The sequence below is a fragment of the Bacteroidales bacterium genome (assembly GCA_013314715.1).
Taxonomy (GTDB): Bacteria; Bacteroidota; Bacteroidia; order Bacteroidales; family GWA2-32-17; genus Ch61.
Genome location: JABUFC010000016.1, coordinates 1 through 16,726, shown reverse-complemented (window position 1 = coordinate 16,726; position 16,726 = coordinate 1). Strand labels below are relative to the sequence as shown.

The following is a 16,726-nucleotide window of genomic DNA, read 5'->3' as shown; positions in this document are numbered from 1 at the left end:
GGCTACCAATTTTTACTATTTTATTGCAGAATTTCCCTTAGAATTAACTGACCACTTAAATACTTCTTTCGAAAAAAATATTTATGTAAGTAATTTGGTTTTATTTGCATTATCTTTGTAACAAAGTAACTAATTAAAATCATGAAAAAAATATTTTTATTTTGGTTTGTGTTTTTAACCATTATAGCAAGCGCCGACGAAGGCATGTGGGTATTATCGCTCATCAACAAAAAATATGAAGACATTAAAAAGCAAGGTTTAAAATTAACTCCCGACGATATTTACAATATCAATCATGCTTCGCTAAAAGATGCAATTGTAGGTTTAAGCAATGTCGATAGTCCATTAGGTTTTTTCTGTTCGGCAAGTTTAGTTTCTTCAAAGGGACTTGTTTTTACTAATCACCATTGTGGTTTCGATGCCATACAACAACATAGTACCCTTGAGCATAATTATTTAGTCGATGGTTTTTGGGCCAAAGATTTTAAAGATGAATTACCAAACGAAGATCTTTGTGCTTCTATTTTAGTCAAAATAGAAGATGTTACTATCGATGTATTAGACGGCATCGATGCTAAAATGCCTTTGAATGAGCGACTGGCAAAAATTGAAGAAAAAATCAGAACCATTGAAAGTGAATTTGCAGAAGATACCGAAAATAATTATCAAATAGTAGATATGTTTGGAGGTAATCAGTATTTGCTATTTGTGTATAAAACCTTTTACGATGTTCGATTAGTAGGTGCTCCGCCTTCGGCAATAGGCAAATTTGGTGGCGACACCGACAATTGGATGTGGACACGCCATACCGGCGATTTTTCAATTTTCAGAATTTATACTTCACCCGATGGAAAACCAGCTAAATATTCACCTTTAAACGTTCCATATCAACCCATCAAAAACTTAAATGTCAGTATCAAAGGCATTAAACAAGGTGATTTTGCCATGACTATAGGATTCCCGGGCACAACAAACCGATACATGACTTCGTATGCTGTTCAAAACGAAATTGATATAGTAGCACCTTCTGTCATTAAAATACGAGCAAAAAAATTAGATATTATTGAAAAAGGCATGAAAAAATCGGCTAAAACAAAAATTCAATATGCTTCTAAATACAGCGAATGTTCGAATTATTATAAATATTATATTGGCGAGCGCGAACAGCTCATTCGCAACAAAGTAATAGATAAAAAGAAAGCCATAGAAGATAAATTTAACCAATGGCTCATGCAAAACCCAACTAAAAAAGAAGAATACGATAGCGTATTGCTTGTCATTAAGAATTATTATCAAGAATATAAAGAAAGTATTAAAGCTTATCAATACTTAAACGAAGCTATTTTTGGCGGTTGCGAACTGGTTTATTTCCCATTTAAAATTCTTGGATTATATGAATTGCTTCAATACCAAATGCCCATGGATTCAATCAAACCTTATATTGAAGAAATAAAAAAACAGTCGGATAATTTCTATAAAAATTTCGATGCTGAAATTGATAAAGAATTATTTGTTAATTTATTCACTATGTATGCACAAGACATACAACCAACCTTTCATCTGAATGTTATGAATCTGGTCGAAAAAAAATATAAAGGAAATTTTAGCGTTTATGCCGATAAAATTTATGCAAAATCTATTTTCTCTGACCAACAACGATTCAATAAATTTTTAGAAAAACCTGACATAAAAATATTAAATAACGATCCTTTTTTCATAATAGCCCAAGATGCATTTTATACTTATTGGTTTATGAATATAAACGAAGACAGCTTGCACGAAGCCGAACGTTTATGGATTAAAGCCCAAATGGAAATGCATCCTGATAGTATTTTTTATCCTGATGCCAATTCTACCATTCGTTTAAGTTATGGAAATGTAAAAGATTATATCCCACGCGATGCCGTTCACTACGATTATTACACTACAATTGATGGTATTATGGAAAAAGAAGATGTAAAAAATGAAGAATTCAATGTTCCGACTCGCCTTAAAGAATTATATAAAAATAAAGATTATGGCCAATATGTTAATGAACATGGGACAGTTCCTGTTTGTTTTATTACTACTAACGATATTACGGGTGGTAATAGTGGCAGTTGTGTATTAGATGCCGACGGAAACCTTATTGGAATTGCCTTTGATGGCAACTGGGAAGCAATGAGTGGCGACATCAACTACGAACCAAACCTACAACGAACCATCTGTGTTGATGCACGTTATGTTTTATTTATTATTGACAAATACTCTGGTGCAACGCGTTTAGTTAACGAAATAAAACTTATAAAATAATGATAGAACTATTTACTCATTTTAGTATTAAAGAAATATTTTCAGTCTTTATGGTTTTGTTTGCTGTAATAGACATTACAGGATCAATACCAATTATTATAAATCTAAAAACTAAATATGGCAAAGTTCAAGCCGGAAAAGCGTCGTTGGTTTCGTATATTATTATGCTAGCATTTTTCTTTTTTGGCGAATCGTTATTAGGTATATTTGGAGTAGATATTTACTCATTCGCCATAGCAGGTTCTTTTGTTGTTTTTGTTCTTGCCTTAGAAATGGTATTAGATATTGAAATTTTTAAAGGAACCACGCCCGATGGTGCGAGCATTGTACCCCTTGCATTTCCGCTTATCGCAGGAGCCGGCTCTATTACTACCTTGCTTTCATTAAAAGCAGAATTTCATAATGTCAATATTTTTATTGGCTTAAGTCTAAATATGCTATTGGTTTATATAGTAATTAAATCTACTCGTTTTTTCGAAAAAATATTAGGCAAAAGTGGTATTATGATATTACGCAAAGTTTTTGGAGTAATTCTGCTTGCAATTGCAATTAAACTATTTCTTACCAATACAGGTATCCATATTTTAAAAACATAAAAAGGCTGACTCTATTTTGAGACAGCCTTCCCTTATTATTACATTTTATATTTTTTATGCTTCTACTTCTATCATTTTAAAAGGCACTTTAATAATGCTTTGATAGTCTTCTCCTGCTTCGAGCATGTCTTCATCATCTTCTTCATAATGCCAATTAATAACAACATCATGCCCATTATTAGCAATAGTTTCAAGACGTTTAAAAACATCAAGGATACATTTTGATGAGCTCGTATTAAAGTATTCTAACTGCACATTTACAATCGTTTTTGCTTGTGGTGCAGTGCCATATTTTTCAATCCATTCAATAAGTGGTTTATAAAATTCAATAGAATTTTCAGGTATTGAACGACCTTTTAATTCAAGTACTCCGGTAGATGCATTAAAATTTACCGATGGTGTTTTAGATGTGCCTTCAATTACTATTGGATCCATAATCAAAATTTTTTGTAAATATATATCAATTTAAATGAATTTTCAACAAGTAAAGATAATTATTTTTTTCAAATGGATAAAATTCTGCTAAAAGTTTTGAACTTGTTTTACGAGCAACATCGACTAATCCCAATCCACCTCCACCTTTTACAGAATATTCGTTATTACTTAAAATAAGCAAATGAAGTTTTTTAAGCTCTTCTTTCGATAATACATTTAATTGTTGAATACGCTCACCAAGTATAATGGCTTTGTCTTTAGATAAAACATTTAAAAATTCGAGCAATAAGCCATTGGGCAAATGTATAAGCTTTACAGCACCAAATTTATCTATACCCCAATAGGGCATGCTATGATGAAAAATATTTTGAATAAGCTCAATGGTAACATGAACTGCTGTTTTGGGTTTTGAAACAATGCCTTCACCATTTTTTACAATATATTCTTCTAATGTTTGAACACACTCAGACACTATCGAAGCACTTATACTACCTTTATAGGCATAAATTATTGTTCCATTGTAAGGGTCGTGCAACCATTCATCTATATTTAAAGCCCTATGTTGTTCGAATATAAACATGAGGTTGTAAACATAGTGTTTTTTTTATAAATATTCAAATTTTCTGCCCGTCATTTTTTCAATTTCTATTACTATAATATTTACATTTTCTAAAGCAGGTTTAGAAAACTGAAATTCGCGATCGCTATATTGTTTCATAAATACTTTTAATGCGTTCTCCTTTTGTTGTAAATTGTTTACAATACTTGCCTTACCCATTACCATAACACTTTTATAACGCATTCGATAGCTACACGCAACTTCTTCGTGTCGTGCAAAAAACTCATGATCGGTATCGAAATATACGCAAACATGGTTATTCTTGGCTAAAATATCGAGCTTGTAACCTTCTTTGGCACAATGCAAATATATTTTATTACCATCAAATCCAAAGTTAAAACCCAAAACATAAGGTTTATCGCCATCCACAAAACCCACATGACAAATTTTACAACGTTTGATAATATCTACCATTTCGTCGTGGCGTATAATGTCTTTTATTGCTTTATCTCGTTGATACATATGAATTAAAGAATAAAAAAACCGGCACCAGCCGGTTTAACATTAATATTCATCTTCATTAAATAAAAAGTCTTCTTTCGAAGGATAATCTGGCCAAATGTCTTCAATACTTTCGTAAATTTCGCCGTCGTCTTCGAGTTCTTGAAGGTTTTCGATTACTTCTAACGGAGCACCGCTTCGCATAGCATAATCAATTAACTCTTCTTTGGTTGCAGGCCATGGAGCATCTTCTAGTTTCGATGCAAGTTCAAGTGTCCAATACATAACTATTTGATTTTTAGTATAATTACTTATTGTGTTTATTTTTGCAAAGATATATTATTTTTAAATTCAAACAAGTGTTTTTCGATTTTTTAAAATTATTTAGATATATCCAACGATCCAATATACAAAATACCCTATCCATTCATGAATAAGCAAATTCCAACGATCCATCGTTTCTATCTGTGGTATTAAAAGATGATCGATTATAAACTTACGTTTACCAGCAATTCGATCTGCCGGATAATAGTCAACATTAATACCTTGTTTTTTAAAACAAGCAATAGCTCTTCGCATATGAAAAGCCGAGGTAATAAGTAATATTTTATTTTGATGTTGATGCAATAATAACGAAGTGTTTTTAGCATTTTCGTATGTATTTTGCGATCGACTTTCGATTTTAATTCGAAGTGTATCTAAACCTATATCAGAAAGATATTTTTTAATATACTCTCCTTCGGGTCCTATGGTTTTTAATAATGAGCCATCACCACCCGTAAAAATTAGTGTATCAGCAATTTTTTGATTTAACATTTTAATCCCTTGCATAAGCCGATCTACACTCCTATTAAAACCTATTTGATGATTTTTTGTGTCATAATAACTCATAACACCACCTAGTACAACAACATAGGTATAATGATTTTTGTTTGCATCAATTTTTACTGGAGGCTTTTCCCACAAACGCATTACTTCATCTAGAATAAAATTATTCGAAAATAAATAAAAAACAATAAAGGTTATAATAAGCAACTTCTTTTGGCGTTTAGGTTTTTTTGTAAATATTGCAAAGATTAAAAGTAAAAATATCCATGTGTAGGGCGAAAAAATAAAATTAAATAACTTCGATAATATAAAAAACAATGTTTGCATTAGTCTAATTTTTCTGAATTATTTTTATAGCGTTCGTGTATTTCGTCTAATATTTTTAAATTTTCTTGAAAATCAACTGATGTTAATAATCTGATACGTAGTGGACGACTATTTAATAATCCCTTGAAATATTGCACATAATGACGACGCATCGTTAAAATACCACCATATTCACCTTTATCTTCGACAGATTTCATTAAATGCGTTTTTACTATGGCTATCTTTTCGTCAATGGTAGGCTCTGGAAGCAACTCTCCTGTTTCAAGAAAATGTTTAATTTGTTTAAAAATCCAAGGTTTACCAATGCTTCCACGCCCTATCATAATGCCATCTACGCCATAGTGTTGTAGTTTTTCTAGAGCAATAATAGGACTTGTAACATCTCCATTACCTATAATGGGGATATGAATCAGCGGATGATGTTTTACTTCGCCAATAAGAGTCCAATCGGCTGTTCCTGTGTACATTTGACTTCTTGTACGTCCATGAATCGTTAAACCTTGAATGCCCACATCCTGTAATCTTAGGGCAATTTCGAGAATATTTTTGGAATGCTCATCCCATCCCAAGCGGGTTTTAACTGTAACTGGTGTTTTAACTGCTTTAACCACTTTTTCGGTTATTTCGACCATGAGAGGAACATTTTTCATCATGCCACTTCCAGCTCCTCGGTTTGCAATTTTTTTTACTGGACATCCAAAATTAATATCAATAAAATCGGGTTGTGCTTCTTCTACCATTTTAGCTGCTTCAACCATACGCTCAGGTATGTTTCCATATATTTGAATACCAATAGGTCGTTCATAATCAAATATTTGCAACTTTTTAAAACTTTTTTTTACATTATATACCAACCCATCCGAAGAAACAAACTCAGTAAAAACAACATCAACCCCCCCCATCATTTTACAGATATAGCGGAATGTGCTATCTGTTACGTCTTCCATGGGAGCAAGAAACAAGGGTTTGTCGCTTAAATTTAATCCAGCAAAAGTCACAGATTTTTTTGACAAAAATAACTAAATATATCTAAAGCCTAAAATAGTCATATCATCTGTTTGTTTATATTATTAAGAAAGCATTGGAAAATAATATGAGACCTTTGCAAAACTCTTTTTTGTCATTGCCATCCCTTCCCGTCATTGCAAATGAAGGGTTGGCATGGTGTTTTGATCTCGAGAAATCGGGAGAAGCAATCTTCCCGATGCTCGTTTCCATTGTGTTGTGTGTGGGGTGGAGATTGCTTCTTCTTCTCTTTTTTAAGAGAAGAATCGCAATGACAGTTAGGGGATACGTTCGCTTGCCACGACGTGAGAGTTACACATTGCTTTTTTTATTTAGATTGTTCTAATGTAATAGATAAAAAGCAATACAAATAATTAAAATAAGTTTGAGATTTTTATCAAAATAAACAAGTACGTTTTTTAGTTTTGCAAAGGGCTCTATATTTTAAAATATCTAGTTAAAATCAATAAACTAAAATATCAGTATTGACACACATAAGTTATATATTTAATAGTTCAATGTTACAAAAAAAGGCTGCTTTTTTTTTGACAGCCTTTTTGATTGTAATTTGTTTAATGGATTACTGTTTAATGAATTTTCTTTGAACTACAAAGTCACTTGATTTTAATTGTAGTATATAAATGCCTTTTGCCAATGATTCAATGTTTAATACTATCTGGTTAGAAAAGTATTGGGTATCAAAAACTTTTTTACCATGAATATCAAAAACGGTATATTCAACATTAAGTTTCTTATCTAAATTGATTTGCAAAAAGTCTGAAGCTGGATTTGGAATGATGCTAAAATTTAAAACATTAGCTTCATTTATCCCTGTTGAAACAACTGTAACGGTTCCACTTGTAGTACATCCAAGAGCATCAGTAACTGTTACCGAGTAGGTTCCTGCCGTAATACCTGTAATGGTTTGAGTAGTTGCACCTGTGCTCCATGAATAGGTAAAAGGAGCGGTTCCTGTAGGATTAGCTGTTGCTGAGGCATCGTAAGCACCATTTGAGCTTTCGTCCGTAGCTGTAATATTAACCGATACTTCATCGATATTTACATTAACAGGAATACGTTCGCTAATACAATCAGCACCTTTTACTTCCCAAGAATAGAAATAATAATAATATCCTGTAGGATTTGTGCTGGCAGAACTAGCTTTGATTAAAATTTTGTTATCTATATTGTAAGGATAAGAACAATTACCCGGTCCGGTTCGATATAAATTGGGCGAAACAGGACCCACTAAACGTAAATCGTTTTGAGCTGGTATGTTAAAATTTAAAGTAATTCTACTAACACCTGCCGGAATATTTATGGTTGCTGTTTGCAAAACATTATTATTCGCATCGCGTAATTGTATGGTACGGTTACCTGTAGCTCCAGCGTTTACTTCAACCGAAACAAGTGTAACTGGACTTGTACAGTCAAAAATTAAATAATGTTCAACAGACGATGTAAAAAATCCCCCATTAATAGTAGAAGCTATCTCACCACCATATACTGGAGTTGCGGTTACTAAATTCTCAACCCAAACCGTAGTATTCTGAGTTACATTATTTAGCACATAAGTATTTCCAGTAAATACGGGTGATACATCGTTTTGATTAACATACCAATTAGTTGTTCCAGTTGATGTAGCATTTAAAGAAATATTACTCCCAATACATACCATTGTATCTTGTACACTCGGAATTGGGCTTCCTATTTGAATATAATTTGCTTTATTTTCGGTATAATTTCCACAAGCACCAGCATTCGCTGTTAGCATAACATTATAATTTCCTAAACTTGTATAGGTATGCGTAGGATTCGGTTCTGTGCTAGTTGTACCATCGCCAAAGTCCCATAAATATGAATTTGCATTGATACTATGATTCGTAAAATTAACTGTAAATGGAACCTGACAACTTGATACATTATTTGCAGCAAAATCAACACTAACACCATTCGCTACAACTGTAAAATTGACTATTTTTTCATCGTTGGTAGGGAATCCATCATTATCATTGTTTGGATTAGAAACAAAGGTTCTAAGGGAATGATTGCCAATAGTTAATGTTATTGGAGAAAGGTTTATGGTATCTTGTTGTCCAGTTGCTAAACTTCCCGTCCAGTTTTGCGAAACAACGGTTCCACCATCTAACTGATAATTTAAAACAGCCGAAACTAATGTATTAACGCCTTGATTACGTAAAACAATTTTAGGTGATATCTGAATATTTTCACAGAAATAATTCTGAACGGGTTCTATTACCGAATAAAGTTGAGCATCTACAGGAATATTGTTGGCTACCACTTCAATGGTTCCAATATACGTTGTGTAATTAAATGCAGTAGCACAAACTGTTAGCGTGTCGCCCACATTTGAAGGAACTGGATTAAGGGTTACATGAGCCACCCCACCGCTTACATAAGCGGTACCGAGTATTTGATTATTTTTGGTTATAGCAATGTAAGCTCCATTAACAGAGCAATTAACATCGACTGTACTTGTTCCTGAAGTAATGGTTGAAGCATGCGAAACCGTCATGGTCAAAGGAGCTTTGGTGCGTATCATCAAACTCGGATCACCAAAAATGGTCCATGTATCGGTCATATCATAATCGGCTGATTCGTCATTCATTTTGAAACAGCCATTAATACCTATACCGGCAAAAGTACGTTTAATATTGTTGGTGTATGATTCTACTAAAATATCCACCATTTCGTCTTGTGCTTGCATGGGTGGGTTCCACGATTGGTTAATAGTAGAACCAAATATACCAATTGCTCCGGCAGGACCAGAGGTTTGTTTGGCTCTCATCCAAGCTTCGCAAAAACAAGTACCTGCATTAAAATGCCCTACAACACAAGAAACGGTATAAATAAACGGTAGTTTATTCACATTGGTTAATGCTGTAGCGTTAGTATTTGAGAAACCAGTCGTTACCCATTCTGTATCGCCTCCATGACCACAATATAAAATGCTTCCAACACCGGGGTTAACAACAGTTGAAACATTGGCAGCAGTTGGGTTGCCCGAAGCATCTAAACCGCCTTGGCTACCATCAAACAATTCGTATTTAGTAGTGTAGGTAAAGCCCATTAAATCGGTTTGCATGTTTCGGATATGCTGATAATCGTACTCATTATCATCGCCGGGTCCCTGATCTGAGCCAATTCCTAAAGTAGAAGCTAACCAATCGCCACTGGATAAGATTTTTTCATAATAAATAGAACGATCAACCTGTGTCTGAACATCAGCAGTCGTTTCTGCTGAAAAACGTCCGACAAAAAATTCTTGGTAATGATCATTACCTGTTATGTAAGCATATTCATTGTCTTTAGCACCGGTTACGCCACTAAAACTGCCAGTTGGAGAGGTTACTTGTGCAAAATCGCCTACTAATAGCAAATATTTTAAGCCTTTGGTATTGTAATAATTAGTAATATAATTTTTTAATGATGTAACATTGTTGCCTACCGTTGAAACTGCAACCATTTCGGTGGGTATTCCTTTCATTATTTTCCAATTTACAAATGGCTGCATAGTTGACATAAAATTATCGTAACAAATAATAAGCATATTACCTGGTAAATCGCTCAAAGGGGTATATTTTTGCGTATTCTCATAATTTACAAATTGACGTTTATAAATCTCATGAAATTCCTGATCGATTTTGCTTAATGCCTTAGTTCGATTAAAAATATTTAATCCGGGTGTTGCCGTCGATTTAACTTCAACCTCTATTTCAGAATAAATACGTAATGTTTTTGTTACAGGATTGTATTGTACCGGCTGAATTACCAATGCTTGAGCTCTAAAATCGCGTAAAATATAAGGTTCACGCAAATAAGCCAATTGTGTGGGATAAAAAGCATTTTGCTGATACTCGATACCATAGCTATAAGGCACATCGTCAGGGTTTACATTACGAAGCAAATTACCTTTAGATGGTGCTACATCAACATTAGGAACATCAACGTACTTGGAACGCTTAACAACAACTTCCATATTGTCGGCATCGGGAATAATAACCGACTTAGCATAAAGTGGCAAATCGGGTGCTCCAGTTTTCATAATTCGTGCTGCATGGGGAGCTTCTACTACAAAGGAAGTCCCTTTAGGAGTTGTAACTTCCCTTAAATTATAAGCGCCTAAAGAAAACACCACTTTGGTTGAAGTGTAATCGCTTTTAGCACTTAACGATTTAAAAATTGCTGTTGCCTCTGTGGACCCAGGAAGCATAATCCACGAATAGTTTGTTCCAAAGCTAATTGCAGCAATGGACAAAAATAGGCTAAATAGAATTTTTTTCATGATTATTTTAATTTATTTAACTTATTGGACGTATAAAAGTAGTAAATAGTTGCTAAGTAAAATTATTTTTTTGATAAATAAAAAAAAACTCTTCAATAAAAAAATTAATATATATGCTTACATGCAAATTGAATATTTTCTTTATTTGAATTGCATTGTTTTAACCGATTTAAAGTTTCTTTAATGGATTCAAACATTTTGTCATTGTTTTTTTAAGCAGAAAAAAATTGGTACAGCGATTTAAATTTCTTAAAATGTACGCTTTTTAAGCATTTATTTAATCTGTCAAACTTCTATTTTGATTAACGACTCTATAAAGAGCGATAATAAATACAATATATAAATTGATGTGGAGCTGCCGGGAGTCGAACCCGGGTCCAAACAAGGAACCAAACTGCTTTCTACATGCTTAGCTTATGCTTGATTGTCGGGAATAAGCTGGTCATAAGCAACCTACTTATTCCTTAGCTTCTAATTTTCGAATCGGCATCGAAGCGCTGCCGATTCTATCCCCGTTTTACGACACTTCGTAACCGGACGCCACAGGGAAAGGCTTCCGCGAAGTGCTCGTTCTCCTGATCCTTGACCAGAAGAATAAACTGCTATTTATTAAGCAGCGAGTGCATAATCAACGTTGCCATTTATTGGCTCGAGAACCTGTTTTACGAGCGTATTCTCATGGCTCGGCATGCTTACAATTCCATTCACTTGCTGTCAAAACCATTTCAGCCCCAAATTTTGGGACAACAAATATACAATAAAATCGCTGTTTAAACAAGTTTATTTTGTTTTATTTAAGACTTTTTATTTTGGAGTTTTACCGATAATTATATATAGTTTGAGCAATGCCTAAATTTAAATATAAATGGGTATTTTGATCAAAAGTTTCAAAATTTTTATGTATAATAATCGTTTGAATATATCCTTTTAAATGTAAACGACGGCTTATTTCATAGCTTATCCTAAGATTGACTTGTTTAAGGTTTTCATTTGCTCCAGAAAGCAAATGATAGCCATATTCTTGCCTATTTTGATTATACGACCAATAAATATTTTCACCTGCGTTATATGTGTTATTACTTCGACCTTGTCGCTGATAAAACAATTGTAAGCTGAAAGTCCATGCCTTTGTATTGTAAGCCAATTGTGATATCCATTCAATAAAATTAGCTCCAAGTGGGTGCGCCATAGGTTGATGCATATGCCCCCAATTACTTAAATAATCGCTATGTGTATATGTAAATGGTCTAACTGTATTGCATTCAAGCAAAGCAAACCACTTGGAGCTATTAAACAATTTATATGTTTTAATTCCAAGCTGAAAACCAAATTTGTTACCCCACCATCCGTTATTTGCTTTCCATTCATTAAGCTTAAATTCATCAAGCAAAAATTGTCCATATAAATGTGAATTTTCAAAAAAACGATACCTAAAACCTATGCCCATGATTACATTATCAGGTGAACCAAGAGAAAATTCTATAGGACGGAAAAAAATAAAAGGGTTTATATAATTTATATCAAAACCACGATATCCTATAGAATCGTTAACTTGCCAAATAACGGTTTCGAAAGCATTAATATTAAAACGCTTATTTATATTCCAACTTAAATAATGTAAAGTACTATTTTTTCTTTCATAAATCTCATTAAAATAATGCCATTGAGGCTCATTTAAGAAGCTATACAAAACCAGATATTCAACTTTCCAAATTTTTGCAATTCCTAGTATATAAGGATATGGAGCTGTATTATCCGACAAAAACAAAGATCGGTATCCATCTCCTAAAAAATGTCGACTTATCCCAGTTCTGAAAGATAGATATGGCAAGGCTTGCCAAAATAAATTTCCTTCGTAATGAGTATGCAGCCAAACCGAACGATTTTTTTTAACATAGCCCCATCGAGGCCATGTCCCTATAGAATCATACATTTTTATTAGAATCGAATCTGGTTTTATAATACATTGACTCAATGATAGATGAAGCGATATTTTTTTGCCAAACGAACTTAAAGCCTCTGTCCCTATTTGATAAAATTGATTAAAATTCTGATTTGTTTCGATATTTAATAGTGGTTTTACAAAAGCTGTAATATTTTTATTCTTAACCATAGGGCGAGTTGAATCGATTTGTTGCCATTCATTAAAAAGAATTAACCACGGTTTTACTGACGCATGCAAATTTGAATCTCCATAAATTTTTCGTTCAATTGTTTTTTCCTCTATTCCATAATATAAATAGGGAAAAAGCTGTGCGTGAGCTAAGTTTACCAAAAATATAATATAGATTAAGAAAATATTAAATTTCATGATGTAAAACTACATGATTGTGTTAAATAAACCAAAAAATACCTACCTTTGTTTGGATTATGATAGCTGTTACAGGTTCAACAGGTTTTGTTGGCTCTCATTTATTAATAGAGCTTCTTAAAAAAGATTTAGCAGTTGTTGCTTTTAAAAGAGACAAATCGGATGTTTCATATACTCAAAAAGTATTTCAATTACAAGGAGTTCCTCAATTGTTTAAAAAAATCCATTGGGTCGATTGTCATTTATCAAAATATAACGATGTATTTGAAGCATTTAACGGAATAGACATTGTATTTCATGCTGCTGCACAAGTTGATTTGAACGGTAAAACGCGAGAACAAATGATTAAAAAAAACGTTAAAATAACCGAAAATGTAGTTAATGCTGCATTACTGCATCGAGTTAAACGTTTTTGCTATGTAAGTTCTATAGCAAGTATTACCAATAATATTGATGGCATTGGCAGAGAAAATGCTGCATTCGAAATTCTTAAAACAGACCATCCTTATACAATATCCAAGTGTTTGGCCGAACTAGAAGTTTGGCGAGGCATACAAGAGGGATTACCTGCTGTAATTGTAAATCCTTCTGTAATTTTAGGATATAGTCGTCAATGGAAAACTTTTACATCAATAGTTAAACGGCTCCAAGAAGGACAATACTATTATCCATGTGGTTCTGGTAGTTTTGTTGACATTAGCGATGTTGTAAAAATCATGACACATCTTACTTTTAATACTTCAATTACCAATGAGCGATTTATTTTAACCTCTGAAAATATTAGTTATAAAAAACTATATACCTATATATGCGAAGAATTAAAAATTAATACCCCCTTAAAACCAATAGGCAAGAAAAAACTACTAATGTTAGGATATGTTGGCGAAGCAATATCGTTAATCTCTAAAAAGAATTATGTAATAAATTTACAAACTGCAAAATTATTGAATAAAGACTTAGCCTATAGTAACGATAAAATTAAAGATGTGCTTCAATATTCTTTTATCCCTGTAAAAGAGAGTATAAAAAAAATGCTTGCAATAAAAAAGCTTTCCGAAGATTATAAAAACAAACCTTCGGAAAGCCTATAATCAATTTATTTTTTATTTTTTTCGAACGACTTTAAGCTACGTTTAATAATATCTACTGCTTCGAGAATTTGATCTTTATTTATCACAAGAGGTGGTGCAAAGCGAATAATATGTTGATGTGTTGGTTTTGCTAACAATCCATTATCTCTCATAGCCAAACAAACATCCCATGCTTCTTTTCCATTCATAGGTTTAATAACTACTGCATTTAATAAACCTTTTCCACGAATTGTTTCAATCATAGGTGATTTTATTTTTGAAAGTTCTTCGCGGAAAATTTTCCCCATTTTATCGGCATTATCGGCTAACTTTTCATCTCGTACAACTTCGAGCGCAGCAATAGCGATGCGAGCAGCCAATGGGTTACCACCAAAAGTTGAGCCATGTTGGCCAGGTTTAATAGTAAGCATAATATCGTTATCGGCTAATACAGCAGAAATAGGATACATACCACCAGAAAGAGCTTTGCCTAAAATAACAACATCAGGACGAATACCTACATGATCGCAAGCTAATAATTTTCCTGTACGAGCAATTCCTGTTTGTACTTCGTCGGCAATAAATAATACATTGTGTTTTTTGCATAGTTTATAGGTTTCTTTCAAAAATTTATCATCGGGAACCACAACTCCAGCTTCGCCTTGAATAGGTTCTACAAGAAAACCTATGATATTGGGATCTGATTCAATAACATTTTTAAAAGTTTCTACATCATTGTATGGAACAGTAATAAAACCAGGTGTAAACGGACCATACTGACCATACGATTCCGGATCGGTTGACATGGAAATAATGGTAATGGTGCGTCCATGAAAATTGTCGCGACAAACTATTATTTTTCCTTCGTTTTCGCGAACTCCTTTTTTTACATATCCCCATTTACGGCATAATTTCATCGCAGTTTCTACTCCTTCGGCGCCACTATTCATAGGCAATACTTTGTCGTATCCGAACATCTTGGTTATAAACTCTTCGTATTGACCCAACATGTTATTATAAAAAGCACGCGATGTTAAAGCAAGTTTTTGAGCTTGTTCTATCATTGCTTTAACAATTTTGGGATGGCAGTGCCCTTGGTTAACAGCACTATAAGCAGACAAAAAATCATAATAACGCTTCCCTTCTACATCCCATACATACACACCTTCGCCTCGTTCTAGAACTACTGGTAGTGGATGATAATTATGTGCTCCAAATTTGTCTTCTTTTGCTATAAAATCGCTTGAAGTTGATTTTGTTGTTTTTGATTTAACTGCTGTAGCCATATAAAATTGATTTTTAGTTTGCTGCAAACCTACATATTTATTTTTGAATTTCAAAGCTTAAACTTTCCAAAAACGAAGTAATGCCATTTCTATAATTAAAAAGAATAAAGCAAATCCAATTAGCCATTTCCATAAGCTTATTCCGTTATTTAAATATTGAATCGTGCTTTTTATTTCTTCTGATTCAACCGTTTTTAACAAAATAGTTTCGATATTCCTATCTTTCAAAAATTTAATAAGCTCATTGCTATTATAAAATTCCATATTCGACTCATGTCGGTTATAATTTAATGCAATATAATTCAACACAACATTTTCGTTTTTTAATTCATATATCCCATCTTCTAAATCTTGCTCTTTTATCTGTATTATTAATTCATTGAATAATTGTTGCTGCATTGGAATAAGAGCTTTTTGCGAATTATTTTTCTTAATAGTAACTCCATGTTCGCTCACATTGGTATCGACATTTATTTTAATGTAAGTATCAGAATTTAGCGTGTAATATAGATTTGTTTGAGGAATCGACAATTGTATTATTCGATGCATAATAGCAACAAAAAGTGGATGAATAATAAAATCAGTGTTTTTTTTATCGAACGAAAAACTAAATAAATACCATTTCCCCTTTTCAATAAACACACGACTAAAAGCTATTTGACCGTTCTCAAATTGTAAAAGTACATCATTTTTGATATTCATTATCGATTTCACGTTAAGAATATTACGAGCCCATGGCATTTTAACTTGCTGATCTTTTTTAGAAAATAATCCTTCATAAAAATCTTGCTCAAAAGCATTGATTTGCATACTTAGACGATGGGTGTCAACTCCCTGTATATTAAATCCGATTTCGCCTAAAAAACTATTGATATTTTCTTTGTTCCATGTGTCTGAAGGAATAACGATAACCGTTCCGCCTTTTGAAACATAGTTTTTTAGCGATGTCCACAAACCTGAACTTATATTTTTAATTTGATTCAGAATGATAATTTCAAATGAGCTTAAACGACTGTATGGAATATTATCGCTATTGTAATAACTTGCTTGAAAACTACTGTCGGAATAAAAAAAAGCTTTAAAATTATCGATATTATCGCCACCAATAATGGCTATTCTAATATTAGAAAATACTGGATATGTAAAATAAAAATGATTATCAAAAGTAATTGGGAAATCTGCTATTTCTATTTTGCCCTTTGTCCATCCT

General features: G+C 32.9%; 13 protein-coding genes and 1 other RNA gene. 3 read left to right on the top strand and 11 right to left on the bottom strand.

What is annotated here, in order from left to right:
* The first annotated feature begins 141 nt into the window (after positions 1 to 141).
* Together HPY79_05275 and HPY79_05270 are read left to right on the top strand one after the other, a co-directional pair.
* Positions 142 to 2,292, top strand: coding sequence for a S46 family peptidase (locus tag HPY79_05275; protein ID NSW45205.1), 2,151 nt, complete (start codon positions 142 to 144; stop codon positions 2,290 to 2,292).
* On the top strand, positions 2,292 to 2,888 hold the full coding sequence (locus HPY79_05270) for a MarC family protein (GenBank protein ID NSW45204.1): 597 nt from the start codon (positions 2,292 to 2,294) through the stop codon (positions 2,886 to 2,888). Before HPY79_05275 ends, HPY79_05270 begins: the two co-directional genes overlap by 1 nt.
* A 54-nt stretch (positions 2,889 to 2,942) precedes the next feature.
* On the opposite strand, the gene HPY79_05265 is transcribed toward HPY79_05270, so the two are convergent.
* From HPY79_05265 to HPY79_05225, 9 genes are all read right to left on the bottom strand, one after another.
* Positions 2,943 to 3,323 (bottom strand): DUF1987 domain-containing protein, encoded by a 381-nt coding sequence (locus HPY79_05265; GenBank protein NSW45203.1) that lies wholly within the window; start codon positions 3,321 to 3,323, stop codon positions 2,943 to 2,945.
* Between the two features lie 25 nt (positions 3,324 to 3,348).
* A complete protein-coding gene (locus HPY79_05260) occupies positions 3,349 to 3,903 on the bottom strand; it encodes a hypothetical protein (protein ID NSW45202.1) in 555 nt (184 codons plus the stop codon).
* 24 nt (positions 3,904 to 3,927) lie between these two features.
* Entirely contained in the window at positions 3,928 to 4,404 is a 477-nt protein-coding gene (locus HPY79_05255) for a pyridoxamine 5'-phosphate oxidase family protein (GenBank protein NSW45201.1), read from the bottom strand.
* Positions 4,405 to 4,446: 42 nt separating this feature from the next.
* Positions 4,447 to 4,668, bottom strand: a complete 222-nt coding sequence (locus HPY79_05250) for a DUF2795 domain-containing protein (protein ID NSW45200.1) — start codon at positions 4,666 to 4,668, stop codon at positions 4,447 to 4,449.
* Positions 4,669 to 4,767: 99 nt separating this feature from the next.
* Positions 4,768 to 5,538: a YdcF family protein gene (locus HPY79_05245; protein ID NSW45199.1), complete on the bottom strand. Its 771-nt coding sequence runs from the start codon at positions 5,536 to 5,538 to the stop codon at positions 4,768 to 4,770.
* The gene (gene dusB / locus HPY79_05240) at positions 5,538 to 6,536 is read right to left on the bottom strand and encodes a tRNA dihydrouridine synthase DusB (protein ID NSW45198.1); all 999 of its coding nucleotides are present in this window, start codon (positions 6,534 to 6,536) and stop codon (positions 5,538 to 5,540) included. Before dusB ends, HPY79_05245 begins: the two co-directional genes overlap by 1 nt.
* Before the next feature lie 587 nt (positions 6,537 to 7,123).
* Positions 7,124 to 10,849 carry a T9SS type A sorting domain-containing protein gene (locus tag HPY79_05235; GenBank protein NSW45197.1) on the bottom strand — a complete coding sequence of 1,242 codons (3,726 nt, stop codon included), beginning with the start codon at positions 10,847 to 10,849 and terminating at the stop codon, positions 7,124 to 7,126.
* Positions 10,850 to 11,196: 347 nt separating this feature from the next.
* Positions 11,197 to 11,582: a transfer-messenger RNA gene (ssrA, locus tag HPY79_05230) on the bottom strand.
* Between the two features lie 84 nt (positions 11,583 to 11,666).
* Positions 11,667 to 13,160: a hypothetical protein gene (locus HPY79_05225; protein ID NSW45196.1), complete on the bottom strand. Its 1,494-nt coding sequence runs from the start codon at positions 13,158 to 13,160 to the stop codon at positions 11,667 to 11,669.
* Positions 13,161 to 13,219: 59 nt separating this feature from the next.
* Here HPY79_05225 and HPY79_05220 point away from each other — a divergent pair, with 59 nt between their 5' ends.
* Complete coding sequence (locus tag HPY79_05220) at positions 13,220 to 14,251, top strand: NAD-dependent epimerase/dehydratase family protein (GenBank protein ID NSW45195.1); 1,032 nt, start codon at positions 13,220 to 13,222, stop codon at positions 14,249 to 14,251.
* 5 nt (positions 14,252 to 14,256) lie between these two features.
* Here HPY79_05220 and rocD read toward each other — a convergent pair whose 3' ends face one another.
* Positions 14,257 to 15,516 carry an ornithine--oxo-acid transaminase gene (rocD, locus tag HPY79_05215; protein NSW45194.1) on the bottom strand — a complete coding sequence of 420 codons (1,260 nt, stop codon included), beginning with the start codon at positions 15,514 to 15,516 and terminating at the stop codon, positions 14,257 to 14,259.
* Positions 15,517 to 15,573: 57 nt separating this feature from the next.
* Positions 15,574 to 16,726, bottom strand: a 1,153-nt coding sequence (locus tag HPY79_05210; GenBank protein NSW45193.1) for a hypothetical protein, incomplete at its 5' end; no start/stop codon positions are given.

Excerpts from the sequence above, each read along its gene's own strand:
- HPY79_05225 (NSW45196.1), bottom strand. The coding sequence starts at position 13,160 with ATGAAATTTAATATTTTCTTAATCTATATTATATTTTTGGTAAACTTA.
- HPY79_05275 (NSW45205.1), top strand. The coding sequence starts at position 142 with ATGAAAAAAATATTTTTATTTTGGTTTGTGTTTTTAACCATTATAGCA.
- HPY79_05265 (NSW45203.1), bottom strand. The coding sequence starts at position 3,323 with ATGGATCCAATAGTAATTGAAGGCACATCTAAAACACCATCGGTAAAT.
- rocD (NSW45194.1), bottom strand. The coding sequence starts at position 15,516 with ATGGCTACAGCAGTTAAATCAAAAACAACAAAATCAACTTCAAGCGAT.
- HPY79_05245 (NSW45199.1), bottom strand. The coding sequence starts at position 5,538 with ATGCAAACATTGTTTTTTATATTATCGAAGTTATTTAATTTTATTTTT.
- HPY79_05250 (NSW45200.1), bottom strand. The coding sequence starts at position 4,668 with ATGTATTGGACACTTGAACTTGCATCGAAACTAGAAGATGCTCCATGG.
- HPY79_05270 (NSW45204.1), top strand. The coding sequence starts at position 2,292 with ATGATAGAACTATTTACTCATTTTAGTATTAAAGAAATATTTTCAGTC.
- HPY79_05220 (NSW45195.1), top strand. The coding sequence starts at position 13,220 with ATGATAGCTGTTACAGGTTCAACAGGTTTTGTTGGCTCTCATTTATTA.
- HPY79_05235 (NSW45197.1), bottom strand. The coding sequence starts at position 10,849 with ATGAAAAAAATTCTATTTAGCCTATTTTTGTCCATTGCTGCAATTAGC.
- HPY79_05255 (NSW45201.1), bottom strand. The coding sequence starts at position 4,404 with ATGTATCAACGAGATAAAGCAATAAAAGACATTATACGCCACGACGAA.
- HPY79_05260 (NSW45202.1), bottom strand. The coding sequence starts at position 3,903 with ATGTTTATATTCGAACAACATAGGGCTTTAAATATAGATGAATGGTTG.